9 protein-coding genes are annotated in these 14,621 nt (G+C 72.2%); 3 read left to right on the forward strand and 6 right to left on the reverse strand.

Annotated elements, in window-relative coordinates:
• Positions 1–6: 6 nt before the first annotated feature.
• Positions 7–1,419, reverse strand: coding sequence for an RICIN domain-containing protein (locus IE263_RS23775; RefSeq protein WP_189939756.1), 1,413 nt, complete (start codon positions 1,417–1,419; stop codon positions 7–9).
• Position 1,420: 1 nt separating this feature from the next.
• A complete protein-coding gene (locus IE263_RS23780) occupies positions 1,421–2,416 on the reverse strand; it encodes a glycoside hydrolase family 43 protein (protein ID WP_189939757.1) in 996 nt (331 codons plus the stop codon).
• A gap of 146 nt (positions 2,417–2,562) precedes the next feature.
• Between IE263_RS23780 and IE263_RS23785 the strand changes: the two genes are divergently transcribed.
• Positions 2,563–4,662: an autotransporter-associated beta strand repeat-containing protein gene (locus IE263_RS23785; protein WP_189939758.1), complete on the forward strand. Its 2,100-nt coding sequence runs from the start codon at positions 2,563–2,565 to the stop codon at positions 4,660–4,662.
• A 159-nt stretch (positions 4,663–4,821) separates the two neighbouring features.
• Here the strand turns inward: IE263_RS23785 and IE263_RS23790 are convergent, their stop codons facing one another.
• Positions 4,822–5,958 carry an aminoglycoside phosphotransferase gene (locus IE263_RS23790; RefSeq protein ID WP_189939759.1) on the reverse strand — a complete coding sequence of 379 codons (1,137 nt, stop codon included), beginning with the start codon at positions 5,956–5,958 and terminating at the stop codon, positions 4,822–4,824.
• 130 nt (positions 5,959–6,088) lie between these two features.
• On the opposite strand from IE263_RS23790, the gene mmuM reads away from it, so the two are divergent.
• Positions 6,089–7,027: a homocysteine S-methyltransferase gene (gene mmuM / locus IE263_RS23795; protein ID WP_189939760.1), complete on the forward strand. Its 939-nt coding sequence runs from the start codon at positions 6,089–6,091 to the stop codon at positions 7,025–7,027.
• A gap of 115 nt (positions 7,028–7,142) precedes the next feature.
• Positions 7,143–8,216 (forward strand): LacI family DNA-binding transcriptional regulator, encoded by a 1,074-nt coding sequence (locus tag IE263_RS23800; protein ID WP_189939761.1) that lies wholly within the window; start codon positions 7,143–7,145, stop codon positions 8,214–8,216.
• 49 nt (positions 8,217–8,265) lie between these two features.
• On the opposite strand, the gene IE263_RS23805 is transcribed toward IE263_RS23800, so the two are convergent.
• From IE263_RS23805 to IE263_RS23815, 3 genes are all read right to left on the reverse strand, one after another.
• Entirely contained in the window at positions 8,266–9,900 is a 1,635-nt protein-coding gene (locus IE263_RS23805) for a carboxylesterase/lipase family protein (protein WP_189939762.1), read from the reverse strand.
• A 92-nt stretch (positions 9,901–9,992) separates the two neighbouring features.
• The gene (locus IE263_RS23810) at positions 9,993–11,240 is read right to left on the reverse strand and encodes an alginate lyase family protein (protein WP_189939763.1); all 1,248 of its coding nucleotides are present in this window, start codon (positions 11,238–11,240) and stop codon (positions 9,993–9,995) included.
• A 26-nt stretch (positions 11,241–11,266) separates the two neighbouring features.
• Positions 11,267–14,596, reverse strand: coding sequence for an alginate lyase family protein (locus tag IE263_RS23815; RefSeq protein ID WP_373312055.1), 3,330 nt, complete (start codon positions 14,594–14,596; stop codon positions 11,267–11,269).
• Positions 14,597–14,621: the final 25 nt, after the last annotated feature.

Below are 14,621 nucleotides of genomic sequence, written 5' to 3' on the forward strand. Positions count from 1 at the left end.
GGAACGTCATGTCCCCCGCGTCCACTGCTGGTTCGTGCCGCCGTTGCACGTGTACGTGATGACGGCGGCCGAGTTGGCGGTGGACGCGCCGTTCACGTCCAGGCACTCGCCGGTGGCGCGGGACTTGATGTTCACGTAGGAGCCGGTGGTGGTGAGAGACCACTGCTGGCTGGTCGCAGAGGAGTTGCAGTTCTCCTGGGTGACCGTGCTCGCGTTCTCCTGCACGCACAGGGAGCTGTTGCGGACGACCAACTGGTAGTAACCGCTGCCGACCGACTTGAACCAGTACTTCTGGTTGTTGCCGCCGTTGCAGTCGTACTGCTTGATCTGCGCGCCCTGCCAGAGGGACTGGCTGGTGACGTCGGCGCACCTGCCGCTGTGCCGCGCGATCAGTGTGTTGTACGTGGCGCTCGTGCCGCTGACCGTGCCGGCGGCCGCGTCGACCGTGACTTCCGGCGACCAGGACATGGTCATCGAGGTCGACGTGGGGAAGGTCAGCGGCAGCCAGACGTACCGCGAGTCGTTGACGGTCCCGCCGAAGGAGTTGCCCCAGCGGTCGCCCATGTACAGGTACGAGGTGCCCGAGGATCCCTGCACCGGTAGAACGTATGCGGTCTGCGATCCGTAGGTGGTCGCGTCACCGATGTTCGTCATCGCGGTCCACGGGCCGGCGAGGCTGGTGGCCGTGGCGTACTGCTGCTGGTTGGGGTTCCAGCCGGTCGCGCCCGAGGTCAGCATGAAGTAGACGTTGCCCCGCTTGAACAGCGCCGGGGCCTCGCGGTGGCCGCCGTGCCAGGGGTCGGCGACCAGGCTCGCGATACCGGTGTAGTCGGCGGTGAGCCGGTAGATGTGCAGGTCGTAGTTCTCACGGGCGGCCGAGATCATGTAGCCGGCGCCGTCGGTGTCGACGAAGACGGTGATGTCGCGGGACATGTGCTGGCCGAGCGGGCGGAAGCTGCCCTGCCAGGTGTAGTTGCCGTCGACGGTGTCGGAGACGGCGACGGCGGCGCGGGCCTCGCTGTAGTCGGTGCCGTTCTCCTTGTGCATCCACATGACGAACTTGCCGGTGGCCGCGTTGTACATGACCTTCGGCCGCTCGATGTTGGCGGTGGCCAGCTCGGGGGCGCTCGACTGGGTCAGGACATGGTTGCGGAACTCCCAGTTCTTCAGGTCGGTGGAGCGGTAGGCGTCCACGTACCGGAAGGTGTTGTCGGCGTTGCGGTGCTCGCCGAACCAGTAGTAGTAGTTCCCGACCTTGAGGACGCCGCCGCCGTGGGCGTGCACGGGGCTGCCCGAAGTGTCGGTGAACTGGGTGCCGTTGGTGATCGTCTGGGGCGCGGCCTGGGCGGGTCCCGCGGTGGCGAGGGCGCCGGCCAGCGCCAGACAGAGGGCGAGCAGGATCGCGTACGCACGTCTCATGTCACGCACTCTCCTTCACGGTGTCGGCGACGGGGACGCCGAACTCGGGGGTGCCGTCCGGGTTCCAGCCGAAGGTCTGGAACCGGGTGTGGCGGTTGGGGTCGTTCAGGGGGTCGCCGTCGATCTCCTTGTACGGGCGGGCGTGGTAGAGCAGGACGTCGGTCTCGCCGTCCTCGGCGACGGTGAACGAGTTGTGGCCGGGGCCGTACACGCCGTTGGCCTCGCTGGTCGCGAAAACCGGGACCGGGGACTTGGTCCAGGCGGCGGGGTCCAGGAGGTCGCTGCCGGCGTCGGCGGTGAGCAGGCCCAGGCAGTAGTGGTGGTCGGTGGCGCTCGCGGAGTAGGTGAGGAAGACCCGGTCGTGGCGCTGGAGGACGTACGGGCCCTCGTTGACCTTGTGGCCGACGCACTCCCAGTCGTACTCCGGTGATGAGAGCAGGGCTTGAGGGCCTGTCAGGGTCCATGGGTTCGCCATCGCGGAGAGGAGAATCGCGGTGTTGTGGCCGTCGCGGGAGGGGTCCTGCTGGGCCCAGGCCAGGTACTGGGTGCCGCGGTGGACGAAGGTGGTGGCGTCCAGGGAGAAGGTGTCCCAGGCGGTCTCGATGCGACCCTTCTCCGTCCACGTACCCCGGAAGGGGTCGGGGTGGGTGTTCTCCAGAACCCAGACGCGGATCGCCCACTCGTCCTCGGCGGGCGCGGCGGCGAAGTAGAGGTACCAGGTGTCGTCGACGCGGTGGAGTTCGGGCGCCCAGATGTGGGCGCCCATGTCGCCGGTGGGGTGGGCGCGCCAGACGACGGACTCGGCGGCGGTGGCGAGGCCGCTCAGGGTGCGCGAGCGCCGCAGGACGATGCGGTCGTAGTCCGGGTGGGTCGCCGTGAAGTAGTAGAAGCCGTCGGTGTGGCGGTGGACCTGGGGATCGGCGCGGTTCAGGACGAGGGGATGGGGATGCACGCGGCTGCCTCTCGCCGGAGGGTCGTTCGAGTCTGCGAACGGCATGTGGAATGACGAACGCCGAAAAGGTAAGGGCGTGTTACGAGCAGGTCAACGGGTGCGACGAGACCCGGGGACAAGCCCTTTCCGGAGTTTTCGGGCGGACGGCGATTTTCTGTTATCGGCCTGCCGCCCGCTCCGTCTCCGACGACGTGCGCAGCCATACCCACAAGACAGCAGCGGCCGCCGGCGCCCTCGCCGCGGTCGCCGCCCTCACCGTCATCGCTCCCCCGGCGGCCGCCGCCGGGGCCCGGGACGTCACCGCGGACGTACTCGCGGGCCGGGACGTGACGCTCAGCGGCGACACGGTGGTCACCGTGCCGTCCGGTACGACGACGTACGACGGGGTGTTCCGCGGCGAGGGCACACTCACCGTGCGCGGCAGCGGGACCCTGATCCTGACCAGGGACAGCGACTTCACGCTGCCCAGGTCCCGGCAGCGGCAGAGCGTGCGGACGCTCGGCGGCAACCACCCGTACGTGACCGTGACCAACCCCGACCCGCCCGCGATCACCGTCGAGCGCGGCGCGACCCTCCAGTACGGCAACGGCGGGACGACCGGGCTGATCGGCCACTTCCCGTACAACACCCCGGCGTTCCGGCTCAACCAGGACAACATCCGGGTCGAGGGCACCCTGCGGCTCTCGTTGAAGAGCGCCTACAACCTGGGCACGATCAGCGGCTCGGGGCTGATCACCCAGCCGCGCTTCCTCTGGGGCACCTGGGACCTGTCGGGCACCCACTCCTTCTCCGGGGTGATCGACAACGGCACGCAGGTGAACGCCGGCCGGCCGGAGTACGCGACCTCGCTGCCACGCGTGCGCAAGATCCTCAACCAGGGCACCTTCACCGTGGACACCCCGCTGGGCCGGACGGTGACCATGGGCATGGATTTCTACCAGCGTGAGTACGGCAGCGACATCAACGTCCAGTCGCGGCCGGGCAGCAAGGTCGTCCTGACCGGGCAGTACAGCTGGTCGGACCAGGGCGGCGACACCGACCCCTCGCTCAGTGACCCCGCCCTGAACTGGACGCCCGCGCGGAAGAACGTCAACAAGCGCGGCACCAACATCAAGGGCGCGAACGTCCAGTGGGGCGACGGCACCACCGACAAGATCTTCATGCCGGGCACCGCCGAAACCGTGTACATCAACCTGCTGGCGGCCCGGGAGCGTTCGAAGCTCACCTTCGACTACAACGGGCCGGTGACGCTCGGCGCCCCCATCGGCGGCGGCCGCTTCCATGACACCCTGTCCGCGCCCGGCGCCGGCGACATCGTCATCGCGGGCACCAAGGGCAACGACGTCACCTTCGCGGCCGCGCAGTACTACGACGGGTCGACGACCGTGGAGAAGGGAGCCGTGCTGCGGCTGGGGTCGGGCGCGGCGGGCGGCGACGGCTCGCTGCTCACCGGGACGGAGCGACGGCGGATCGTGAACAACGGGACGCTCGTCGTGCGCAACACCAGGAAACCGATCTCGCTGTCGCAGCTCGGCGGGAGCGGCTCGCTCGTCCAGTCCGGGGCCGCGACCACGACCCTGACGGGATCGGCGGTGACGTACACCGGCACGACGACGGTCAAGAAGGGGACCCTCGCGCTGAAGGACGGGGCGACGCTCGCCAACAGCCGCGCGGTGAAGCTGACGTCGGCGGGGGCCCGGCTGGACACCGGCGGTTCGGCGCTGCGGGTGACGAGCACGCTCAGCGGCAAGGGCACGGTGAAGGGGAGCGTCACGAACGAGGGTGTGGTCGCGGGCGGGGTGACGGTGACCGGTGACTACACACAGGACGCCCAGGGTGAACTCGTCCTGCGGGACGCGCCGTTGAAGGTGGCCGGGAAGGTGCGGCTGGCCGGGTCCCTGGACCTGTCCGCCGCCGGTGTCGATCCGGCGCGGAAGATCACAGTCCTCGACCACACCGGGCACGCGGCCGTCACCGGCACCTTCGAGGGGCTGAAGGAGGGCGGCGAGGTGAAACTCGCCGACACCGTTTACCGGATCAGTTACCGCGCCGGGGACGGGAACGACGTCGTGCTGACGGCGGTTTCGGCGAGCCCTTCGGCGGCGGTGCACGGTCAGGGCTCGTCGGGGGCGGCGACCGCGGAGACGAGGAGCGCGAGCGCTGCCGCGAGTGAGGGGTTCGGGTGGTGGCCCTATGTGCTGGCCGCGGGGATGCTCGGGGGACTGATGGTTCCGGTGACCTGGCGTATGTGGGGTGTCAGGCGGCGTGGGGGTGGGCGGCACGCGGCGTAGGGGGAGCGGGCGCCCGGTGCCGGTGCTGGGGGTGGGTTTCGCTCGCCCGCGTCGGCGAGGTGCCGCCCTCCGGGGGACGAGCGCGGCCCCGGCGGGACGGCACGCCTGTCCGCGGCCAGGGCGGTTTTGGCGGCTACGACCGTGGCGGCCGCCGCGTCGTCAACGGCCGCTCGGCGCTTCCGGAAAACCCACCTCCGGCGCCAGCCGCCGCGCCTCGGCCGCCCAGCCCGCCAGGAACTCCAGCACCGACCCGCGTTCCCGGTAACGGAGTTCCGCCGGCACCGTGCGTCCGCCCCCGTAGTCGAGCTGTTCCTCCCCGGCCCGCGCGAGCATCAGGGCCGTGAGCCAGTCGTACTTCACGGCCGACGCGCACACCCCCAGCCGTACGAGCCGTTCGTCGCCCCGCCACCCGCTCTCCCGCAGGCCGTGCAGGTAGGCGTCGTAGGCCGCCGCCGCGTACGCGGGGAGGCGGGCGGCCGGGAGGAACAGGTCGAAAACGGTGTCGGGAAGGTAGTTGCCGAGGTCCTCACCGAGGGCGCCGTCGCCGGCGAAGGCCCAGTCGAAGGCGACGGAGGCCGGGCGGTGGTCCGCGCCGTCGGCCCCGTCCGCGCGGACGTTCGCGGGCCACAGGTCGAGGTGGCTGAGGGCGCGTGGGAGGCCCTCCATCACCTGGAGGAACCACTCCCGGTCGTGGTGGAGGCGGACCATGGCCGTGCGCAGGCCGGGCGGGAAGTGGTCGCGGACCAGAGGCTGTTGCCAGGCCTCGTCGTCGTCGAGGAGTTCCTGGCCGAGGGTGTTGCTCTCGACGTACTGGCGCAGGAAGCGCCGGGTCAGCCAGGGCCGGTCGATCGCACCGACGGCCCCCTGTGCCGCGCCGAGCCGGTGGGCGTGCTCGGCGTGCCGGTCGACCGTCCAGGCGGTGGCGGGCTCGCCCGGCACGTCCTCCAGCCACAGCGCCACGTCCCCGTCGGGCCGTTCGACGCAGGCCAGCAGCCGGGGCGCGCGGATGCCGTACGGCTGCCAGAGCCGCGCGAGGCCGGACTCGTAGACGTGGGCCTCGCGGCGCCAGTGGTTCCAGTGCCGGGGCTCGTCCGAGGCGGCCCAGCGGCCCTCGGCCTTCTTGGTGCGGGTGAGCACCTTCAGCACCGCCGACCGTTCCCCGGCGCGCACCCGCCACACGCCGGCGGTGACGCCGTTCTTCGGGTTGTGCACGAGGGGCTCGACGACGGCGCGGCCGGCACCGGCGGCCCCGAAGACCTCGCGGGCTTCCACGTCCAGGGAGGCGATGTCGGTCACCCGCCCAGACTAGACGCGGGAACGGGACGGGGAGGGGTGTGATCGACGAAGCGCGTCCCACATCATGGGCGCATTGTTCATGTATTGGACACACCGGGCCGTCCCCCGCCTGTTCGACTAGCGTCGGGTCATGACCAGCGACACCCCTTCCCCGCAGGCCCCCACCCTCGCCGAGGCGCTCGCCTCCGGAGCCGTCGTCCTCGACGGCGGCATGTCGAACCAGCTCGAGTCCGCCGGGCACGACCTGAGCGACGAGTTGTGGTCGGCGCGGCTGCTCGCCGAGCGGCCCGAGGCGATCACCGAGGCGCACCTCGCCTACTTCGAGGCGGGCGCGAACGTGGCGATCACCTCCAGCTACCAGGCCACCTTCGAGGGGTTCGCGAGGCGCGGGATCGGCCGCGAGGAGGCCGCCCGGCTGCTCGCGCTGAGCGTGGAACTGGCCCGGGAAGCCGCCCGGCAGGCCCGGGACAAGGGGATCACGCAGCCGCTGTGGGTGGCGGCGTCGGTGGGCCCGTACGGGGCGATGCTCGCGGACGGCTCCGAGTACCGCGGCCGCTACGGCCTCACGGTGGACGAGCTGGAACGTTTCCACCGGCCCCGCCTGGAGGTGCTGGCGGCCGCCGCACCCGACGTGCTCGCGCTGGAGACCGTGCCCGACGCCGACGAGGCCGAGGCGCTGCTGCGGGCGGTGCGCGGGCTCGGCGTGCCGGCCTGGCTGTCGTACAGCATCGCCGGCGGCCGGACGCGGGCCGGGCAGCCGCTGGAGGAGGCGTTCGCCCCGGCCGCCGACGTGGACGAGGTGATCGCGGTGGGCGTGAACTGCTGTGCCCCCGAGGACGTCGAGGGCGCCGTGGCGATCGCGGCGCGGGTGACGGGCAAGCCGGTCGTCGTCTACCCCAACAGCGGTGAGGCCTGGGACGCCGAGGCCCGCGCCTGGATCGGCCGCTCCACCTTCGCCCCCGAACAGGTCCTGGGCTGGCGGGAGTCGGGCGCCCGGCTGATCGGCGGGTGCTGCCGGGTGGGCCCGGAGGCGGTCGCGTCGATCGCGCGGACGCTGGCGACGGCGTAACCCTGCACGGCCGTGCGGAGGTTGACGACCGCACGGCCCCTGCTCGGGCGGTCCACCCGCTGCTAGCCTCCGCACGGGAAACCGGTTCCCGCCGGGTTTCCGAGGGAGGGGCGGGATGACGAGGAAGAGCGGGGACGCGACGCGCAGCACCATCCGGGACGTGGCGGCCCGGGCGGGCGTGTCCGCGGCGACGGTGTCGCGGGTCCTCGGCGGGGTGTATCCGGTGAGCGCACAGACCCGGACGCGGGTGCTGCGGGCGGTGCGCGAGCTGGACTACGTCGCGGACGCGCGGGCCAAGGCCGTCGCGGGGGCGGGGACGCCGACGCTGGCGTTCGTGCTGGAGGACATCACCGGGCCGTCGTTCGCGCACATGGCGCACGGCGTGGAACGTGAGGCGACGCGGCTCGGGCATCTGTGCCTGGTGTGCAGTACGGACGGCGACGTGCGGCACGAGCTGGAGTTCGTCGAGATGATGCGCGCCCAGCGGGCCGCCGCCGTGATCCTGGTCGGGGGCGCCGCCGACACCCCGGAATACCGCGAGCGCACCCGCCGTATCGCCGACTCGCTGGCCGCGGCCGGCTCCCGGCTCGTGCTGTGCGGGCGCCCGCCGCTGGGGCCGGGGGCGCCGGTGACGGTCGTCGAGTACGACAACGAGGGCGGCGCCTACGCCCTGGTCGCGCACGTCCTCGCCCAGGGGCACCGGCGGGTGCTGCTCCTCGGGGGCAAGCCGGACCACACCACGGCGCTGGGCCGCGAGCGCGGCTACACCGGCGCCCACCGGGCCCGCGGCCTCGACCCGGACCCGGCGCTGATCCTGCACGGCGACTTCACCCGCGACTCCGGGTACCGCCTGATGCGCGGGGCCCTGGAGCAGGGCCTGGAGTTCACGGCCGTGGTGGCCGCCACCGACATGGTCGCGGCGGGCGCGCTGACCGCCCTGCACGAGGCGGGCCTGGACGTGCCCGGTGACGTGTCGCTGGCGGGCTACGACGACATCCCGTTCGCCCGCGACCTGCACCCGGCCCTGACCACGGTCCACGTCCCCTACGAGGAGCTCGGCCGCCTCGCCGTCCGCACGGTGCTGGGCCGGTCCCCGGACGCGCCGGGCGAGCACCTGCTGCTGGGGACCCATGTGGTGGTGCGGGACTCGGTGGCGGGGGTGGGGAAGGGGTCACGGGCGGGGCGGTGAGGTCGGCGCTCCCCAGGGGACCGGTGTGCGGGTGCGGGGCGTCGGGCCGTCAGTGGCGGCGGACTCCCCCGGCGCGGCGCAGGCGGCGGACCGCCGAGCGCAGTTCGGTGGTGCGCAGGGAGCGGGCAATCAGCGGGTCCGGCGACACGGGGACCGTGGGTTCGGCGGTCGTGCTGCCGGTGGCCCACAGGGCCAGCTCGACATCCCGCGGACCGTATGCCGTATACGAAATCCTGTCGCCCGCATCCCCGGCCCCGCCCTCGCCGAAGACACGCACCGGATGCGTCGCGTCCCAGGCCTCCCAGCCCGGGTCGCCCGTCGCCGCGAACCGCACCCAGGCCCCGTGCATCGCGTCGGCCAGCTCCTGCGGGGCGCCCTCGCCGGCGAGCTTCGCGGCCTCGGGTACGTCCCCGGTGTCGAAGACGAAGCCCAGCTCCAGCGCGTGGCAGGCACCGAGGCCGGGCCGCAGCGACGGCCAGGCGAACTCGTACACGTACGACGAGCCGGGGCGGGCGTCCGCGAGCCGCCGCAGCGGCAGGCGCAGCAGGTGGTCGGTGACCATCTGGCCGACGGTCTCGGCGGTGCCGGCCTCGGGATGCAGGGCACGGTAGCCGCGCGGCACCTCGTGGCCGCAGTGGCAGCGGGCCATGGCGCCGGCCAGGGCGACGGCGCCGAGGCGGTCGACGCGTTCCAGCAGGCCGCCCGGCACCAGCCACAGCCGGTACTCGTCACGGGTCCACCCCAGCAGCAGGTCCGCGCCGCGGGCCGCCTCGCCGTCGACGAGGGCCTGCAGGGGGTCGCGCGGGACGAGGTCGCCGTCGATGACGATGCCGAAGGCGGGCCCGCCCAGGACCGGGCTGCTGAGTCTGCCGATCTCGGCCTGGGTGCGCAGCAGCAGCTCGCGGTCGACGGCGGCGAAGGCCTCCGCGGTGGCGGGGATCCTCAGCCGGTTCGCCATCCGGCGGACCATCCGCCGCACCTTGTCCCGTTCGAAGGCCTCCGGCGGCCCGCTCTGCAGGACGGCCCGCCGGAACAGTCCCTGCGCCTGCGGGGCGGCGATCAGCGCGCCGATGCTGATGGCGCCCGCCGACTGCCCGGCCAGGGTGACCCGTGCGGGATCGCCGCCGAAGGCCCCGATCGACTCGTGCACCCAGCGCAGCGCGGCGAGCTGGTCACGCAGACCGGGGTTGGCGGGGGCGTCCGGGAACAGGCCGTAGCCCTCCACGCCCAGCCGGTAGTTGATCGAGACGAACACGACCCCGTCCCGCGCGAAGTGCCGCCCGTCGTACACGGGCACCGCCGAGGAACCCCTGGTCAGCGCCCCGCCGTGCAACCACACCAGGACCGGCAGCCGACTGCCCGGCCCGGGCTCGGGCGTCCAGACGTTGAGGTTGAGACAGTCGTCCCCCGGCACCACCGGGTCGGACAGGTACTGCGCGAAGGCCTCGGAGTACGGCGGTTTCGGCGGCGTCGGCCCGAAGGCGCCCGCGTCACGCACCCCGTCCCAGGGCTCGGGCGGCTCGGGCGGCCGGAACCGGCGGGGCCCGAAGGGGGGTGCCGCGTACGGGATTCCCCGGAAGACGGCGACGCCGTGCTCGTACCGGCCGCGTACGGCACCGTACGGAGTGCTGACCACGGGGTCCGCGTGGGGCCTCGTCACGGGGTTCGTCCGGCCTGCCGTCATCTGCCCACCAGCCCTTCGCCGCGCTCGTGCACCAGTGACACCAGAGCACCACAGCGGCGCCCGGTATTCCGGTGCACGAGCCTCACGCAGGGCTATTTGGCGTACATCAGGGTGCCGAAACCGAGCTGGTCGTAGCCGCCGCTGGTGGACCCGTAGTCCCCGCCGCCGCCCTCGGGGGCGGCGGAGAAGCACATCTGGGAGATGTACTTGTCGTCCAGGTACAGGCGCCGGTTGTAGTGGTAGTGGAGCATCGCCCAGACCGGGCGGACCTGGCCGCGGCTTGCGGAGCTGATCACCGTCTGCGACTGCTGGCTGCAGTTCTGGCCGCTGCCCCAGGTGTAGGTGGTGAAGGGCACGTTGTTGCCCAGGTTGTACTTGGCGACGTACTGGGCGGCCTTCATGAAGCGGCGGCCGTCGTACGAGTACAGGTCGTCGCCCTGGTTCCAGGCCATCTCGCAGAGCGCGCCCATCTGGCCCATGCCCATCACGGTGTGGCCCTGGTCGCGGCCGGACTCCTGCCACTGGCCGAGGTCGTAGCCCTCGACGTTGCTGTACAGGAACGGCACCGCGTGCTGGATGGAGCCGTTGCCGGCGCCGGTCTTGAAGTAGTTCACGGCCTGGTCGTACTTGGCGCCGTCGTCGCACAGGATCCCGATCGCCATGATCGAGGCCATGGTGCACAGGTCCCAGTTCGCCCAGTAGTTGGTGATGCAGGCGTCGTTGTGGTTGTTCAGGAACTGGTTGTTGAGCGGGTAGAAGACGTTCTTCATCATCGTCTGGAACTTGGCGAGGTCGAACCCCGCGTACCCGCGCATGAGTTCGGCGGCGTTCGCGAACTGCCAGCCGTAGATCCCGGCGGCCAGGAACCGGTCGGCGTTGCCCGTGACGGACGTGAGGGTGTTCGCCCAGGCGTTGAGGATGCGCACCGCGCAGTCCCCGTTGGCAGAGGTTCCGCCGACCTGCCAGCGCAGGGCGTTCTGGTAGGCGGCGGCGATGTCGTTGTAGAGGAGTGAGTAGTTCTCGCCGGTGCCGCCGCGGATGATCGTCGCCGTCGCGCGGGGCGTCCAGGTGGACTGGGAGTGGGAGTTGGCGACCAGCCTGTTCCAGCCGGACAGCCAGGGGTCGGTGCCCGCCGCGACCCTGACCTTGGCGCGGTTGATGTCGCCGGCGTTGTGCAGCATGCCGGGGTGGGTGAAGGTCGCCGGGGCGGCATCGGCCGTGGTGGCGGTGGCCGTGGCGCCGAGGGCGAGGGCGGCGGTGACGCCGCCGGCGGTCTTCAGAAGACCGCGGCGGCTCACCTCGCCGCTGTGGAGTTGCTCGTGGGGGGAAGTGCGGCTCATAGCGGTGCGGCTCCAATCCGCTCGATCTACACGGGGGTGATGCTCACCTCGCTGAATCGCGTGGTGCTGCGGACCAGGGGGCTGCGCGAGCAGACCACGAGGCCCACGTAGTAGGGGGCGTCACCGAAGCCGGGGATCTCTCCCGCGGCGAGGGGGGTCCAGTTGACGCCGTCATCGGTGGAGAAGGCTGCGCTGAAGGCGGTCCCGGTGCGCTTCAGCCGCAGCAGGGTGGGCAGGGTGACCGTGCCGTTGCCGGAGAAGGCGGAGGCGCCGGCCACGGTCTTGCGCAGCATGAGCTGCGCGGTGGTGCCGCCGGTGACGATCGCTCCGGCGGCCTGGTCGAACGGTGACAGGGACTTGGCCATGAGCAGTCCGACCCGGTCGCCGCTCGCCCCCTCGCGGGAGACGAGCCGTGCGGTGACCTCGCAGTCACCGGTGACCGGCTGCCGTACGAACTGACCTGTCATCCCCTGCCCGTTGACGTTCAGGTCGGTCCCGGCACCGCGGACGACGAGGGTCCCGTCCTCGTACGCCGTGCTGCCGGGGGTCCTGACGGCCACCACCCCGAAGGTCCCGAAGGCGCGGTCGTCGAGGACCACGTCACCGAGGTCGCCGTACGTCCACGGGTCGGGCGGCGGGGTGCCGACCGTGAGCCTCAGCGTGCCGGTTGCGTCGCCGGCGGCGTTGCCCGCGGTGGTGGTGACGGTGAACTCGCCGGTCTCGGTGGGCGTTCCGGAGACGAGCCCGGTGCGCTTGTCGAGGCGCAGGCCCTCCGGCAGACCGTCCGCGGTGAACCGCACGGGTTCGTGGGAGGCCCGCAGCAGATACCGGAAGGGCACGCCCGTGTTCGCGAACGCGGTGGTCGCGGAGGTGGGTTCCGGGACCGACGGGGTCGGCATCGTCGCGGCGACGGGCTGCGAGAGCGGCCCGCGTCCGCCGCCGTTGGACTTGGCCACGGCGTAGTGGTACGTCGTGCCGGGCGTACCCGTGGCGTCCGCGTACCGGATGCGGGTGCCGAACCCGACCGGGCCCACACCGGTCGCGACGGTCCGGTACGGGCCGTCCGCGGCGGTGGCCCGCAGCACCCGGTACCGGGCCGAGAGGTCCGGGTCGGTCCAGGCCAGCTCCACGGCGTCGGCGCCGGCGGTCGCCCGCAGGTCGCCGGCGGTGCGCCGGGGGCGCGGCGTGCTCCACACCTCACCGGTGGCCGACGACGTCACGGTGACGTTGTCGAAGGCACCGGTGCCGGTCTCGGCGTAGCCCTCGTCGACACCGAGGCAGGAGGTGAGGGCGAGGCCCGCGTACGCGGTGCGTCCCAGCTCCACCTCACTGGAGCCCACTTCGGTCCAGTCGACGCCGTCCGGGGAGATCGCCCCGGTGCAGCGCCGGCCCTTGCGGGTGACGCGCACCCAGTACGGCATGCGCAGCCGGTAGCCGTCGCCCGCGCCCTCGACGTACGGGGCCTCGAGCGGGGTCGCCGACTCGGGCAGCTCGCCCAGGTCGGAGATCGGGAAGGAGGCGCTGGTGGTGATCGCCTGCTGCTGGCTGGGCGGCACGGGGGTGCTGCCGGTGGCGGACACCGGTGCCCCGCTCTTCGGGCGTACGGTCCACACGCCGCTCCAGGTGTGCAGCGGCAGGCCCTGGATCAGCATCGACGCGTGCGCGGCGTCCGCGTCGAGGGAGTCGCGAAGAGTGACGCCGATCTTCGAGTACTGCGAGCTGAGCGGGAACACGATGCGCGCGGTGACCGTGCCGTCGCCGGGCAGCGGGAGGTGCGCCACCCGGTATGTGCCGGCGGTGCCGCTCGCTTCCAGCACGAACCGCTCGCCGTCGAAGAGCGCGGTGCCGGGGACCTGCACGGCCCCGACGTCCTGGGTCGACCAGGGGGCGGGGAGGCCGGCGGTGGTCGCCGCCCAGGTGGAACTGTCGCTGGTGCCGTGGATGTTGGTGGCGGTGACGGTGTAGTAGTAGGCGCGGCCCGCCCGCACACCGTCGTCTGTATACGATGTACCGTCGACCCCGGACGCGATCTTCTCGTACGGGCCCTCGGCCACGTCGGCCCGCAGGACCGTGTACGTGTCGGCCCAGGCCGACGGCAGCCAGGTCACCGTGACGCTCCGGTCGGCGCCGACTGCCGTGACGCCGGCCGGGGCCGTCGGCGCGGTCGGTGCGGGAGCCTGCGTGCCGGCGTAGGTGAAGGTGCCGAAGCCGGGCAGGTCGTCGTTGCTGCCCTCGACGACGCGGGCGCCGCCCGTGCCGCGGAAGACGGCCGCCTTCGTGTACGGGGCGTCGAGGCCGCGGACGCCGGCGTAGTGGGCGTAGTACATCTCGTAGACCGGCGACAGGGTGCCGCGGCCCTTGTTGGAGACGGTCGTCTTGATGTACTTGCCGGTGCGGTCGAGGTCGGGGGTGAAGGGAACGTCGCCACCGAGGTTGTAGCGGGCGGCGTACTCGGCGTTCGCCAGGATGCGGTGGCCGTCGAAGCCCCACAGGTCGACGCCCTGGTTCCAGGCGACCTGGGCGGCGTCGCCCATCAGGCCGACGGCGAGCTGTTCGTGGCCCTGGTCGCGGCCGCTCTCCTGCCCTTGTCCCGCGTCGGTGACGACGCGGTTGCGCACGCTGCCGTTGCCCGCGCCGGCCGCGGCGAACCGGAGGGCGTCCTCGAAGAGCGTGGGCTCCTCGCAGAACACGCCGATGGCCAGGATGGACTGAAGGGCCGTCAGGTCCCAGTTGCCGTTGGCGTAGAGCATGTAACCGGATACCGCCGGATACCAGACGTCCAGGAAGGACCGCTCGCAGCGGGCGATGTCGGCGTCCGCCCATCCGTCGTAGCCGCTGTGGCGCAGCAGCTCGGCCGCGTTGACGAACTTGAAGGCCTGCAGACCCGCGCCGAGCGGGCCGTCGGCTCCGGTGATCGCGGTGAGGGACGCCGACCAGGCGTTGAGGATGTCCCGGGCCTTGTCGGCGTGGGCACGGTTGCCGGTGACGCACCACATCAGCGCGTTCTGGTAGGCGGCGGCCGAGTCGGCGACGGCCTGGTTCTGGAAGTTGGTGGGGCCGCGGCCCCAGGAGGTGATCTGGCCGGTGTTCTGGATCGTGTACGTGGCCTTCGAGCGGGCGTGGGCCGCGAACACCAGGTAACCGTTGTAGATGGGCGTTTCCTGCGCGGCGACCGCGGACTTGATGCGCGCGAGGTCGGCGGCGCTGTGCAGCAGTCCGGGGTGGGTGAAGGCCCGCAGCCGGGTCTTGTCGTCCTGGGCCCACGCCGCCGCGGCGGAGGCGGACAGCAGTCCGCCTCCGGCCGCGACCACGAGCCCCGCCGCGCCGAGGAAGGACCGTCGGCTGAGAGGAAGCACGGGTGACTCCATGGTTCGCAAGGGC

The organism is Streptomyces aurantiogriseus, assembly GCF_014649375.1.
Lineage (GTDB): Bacteria > Actinomycetota > Actinomycetes > Streptomycetales > Streptomycetaceae > Streptomyces > Streptomyces aurantiogriseus.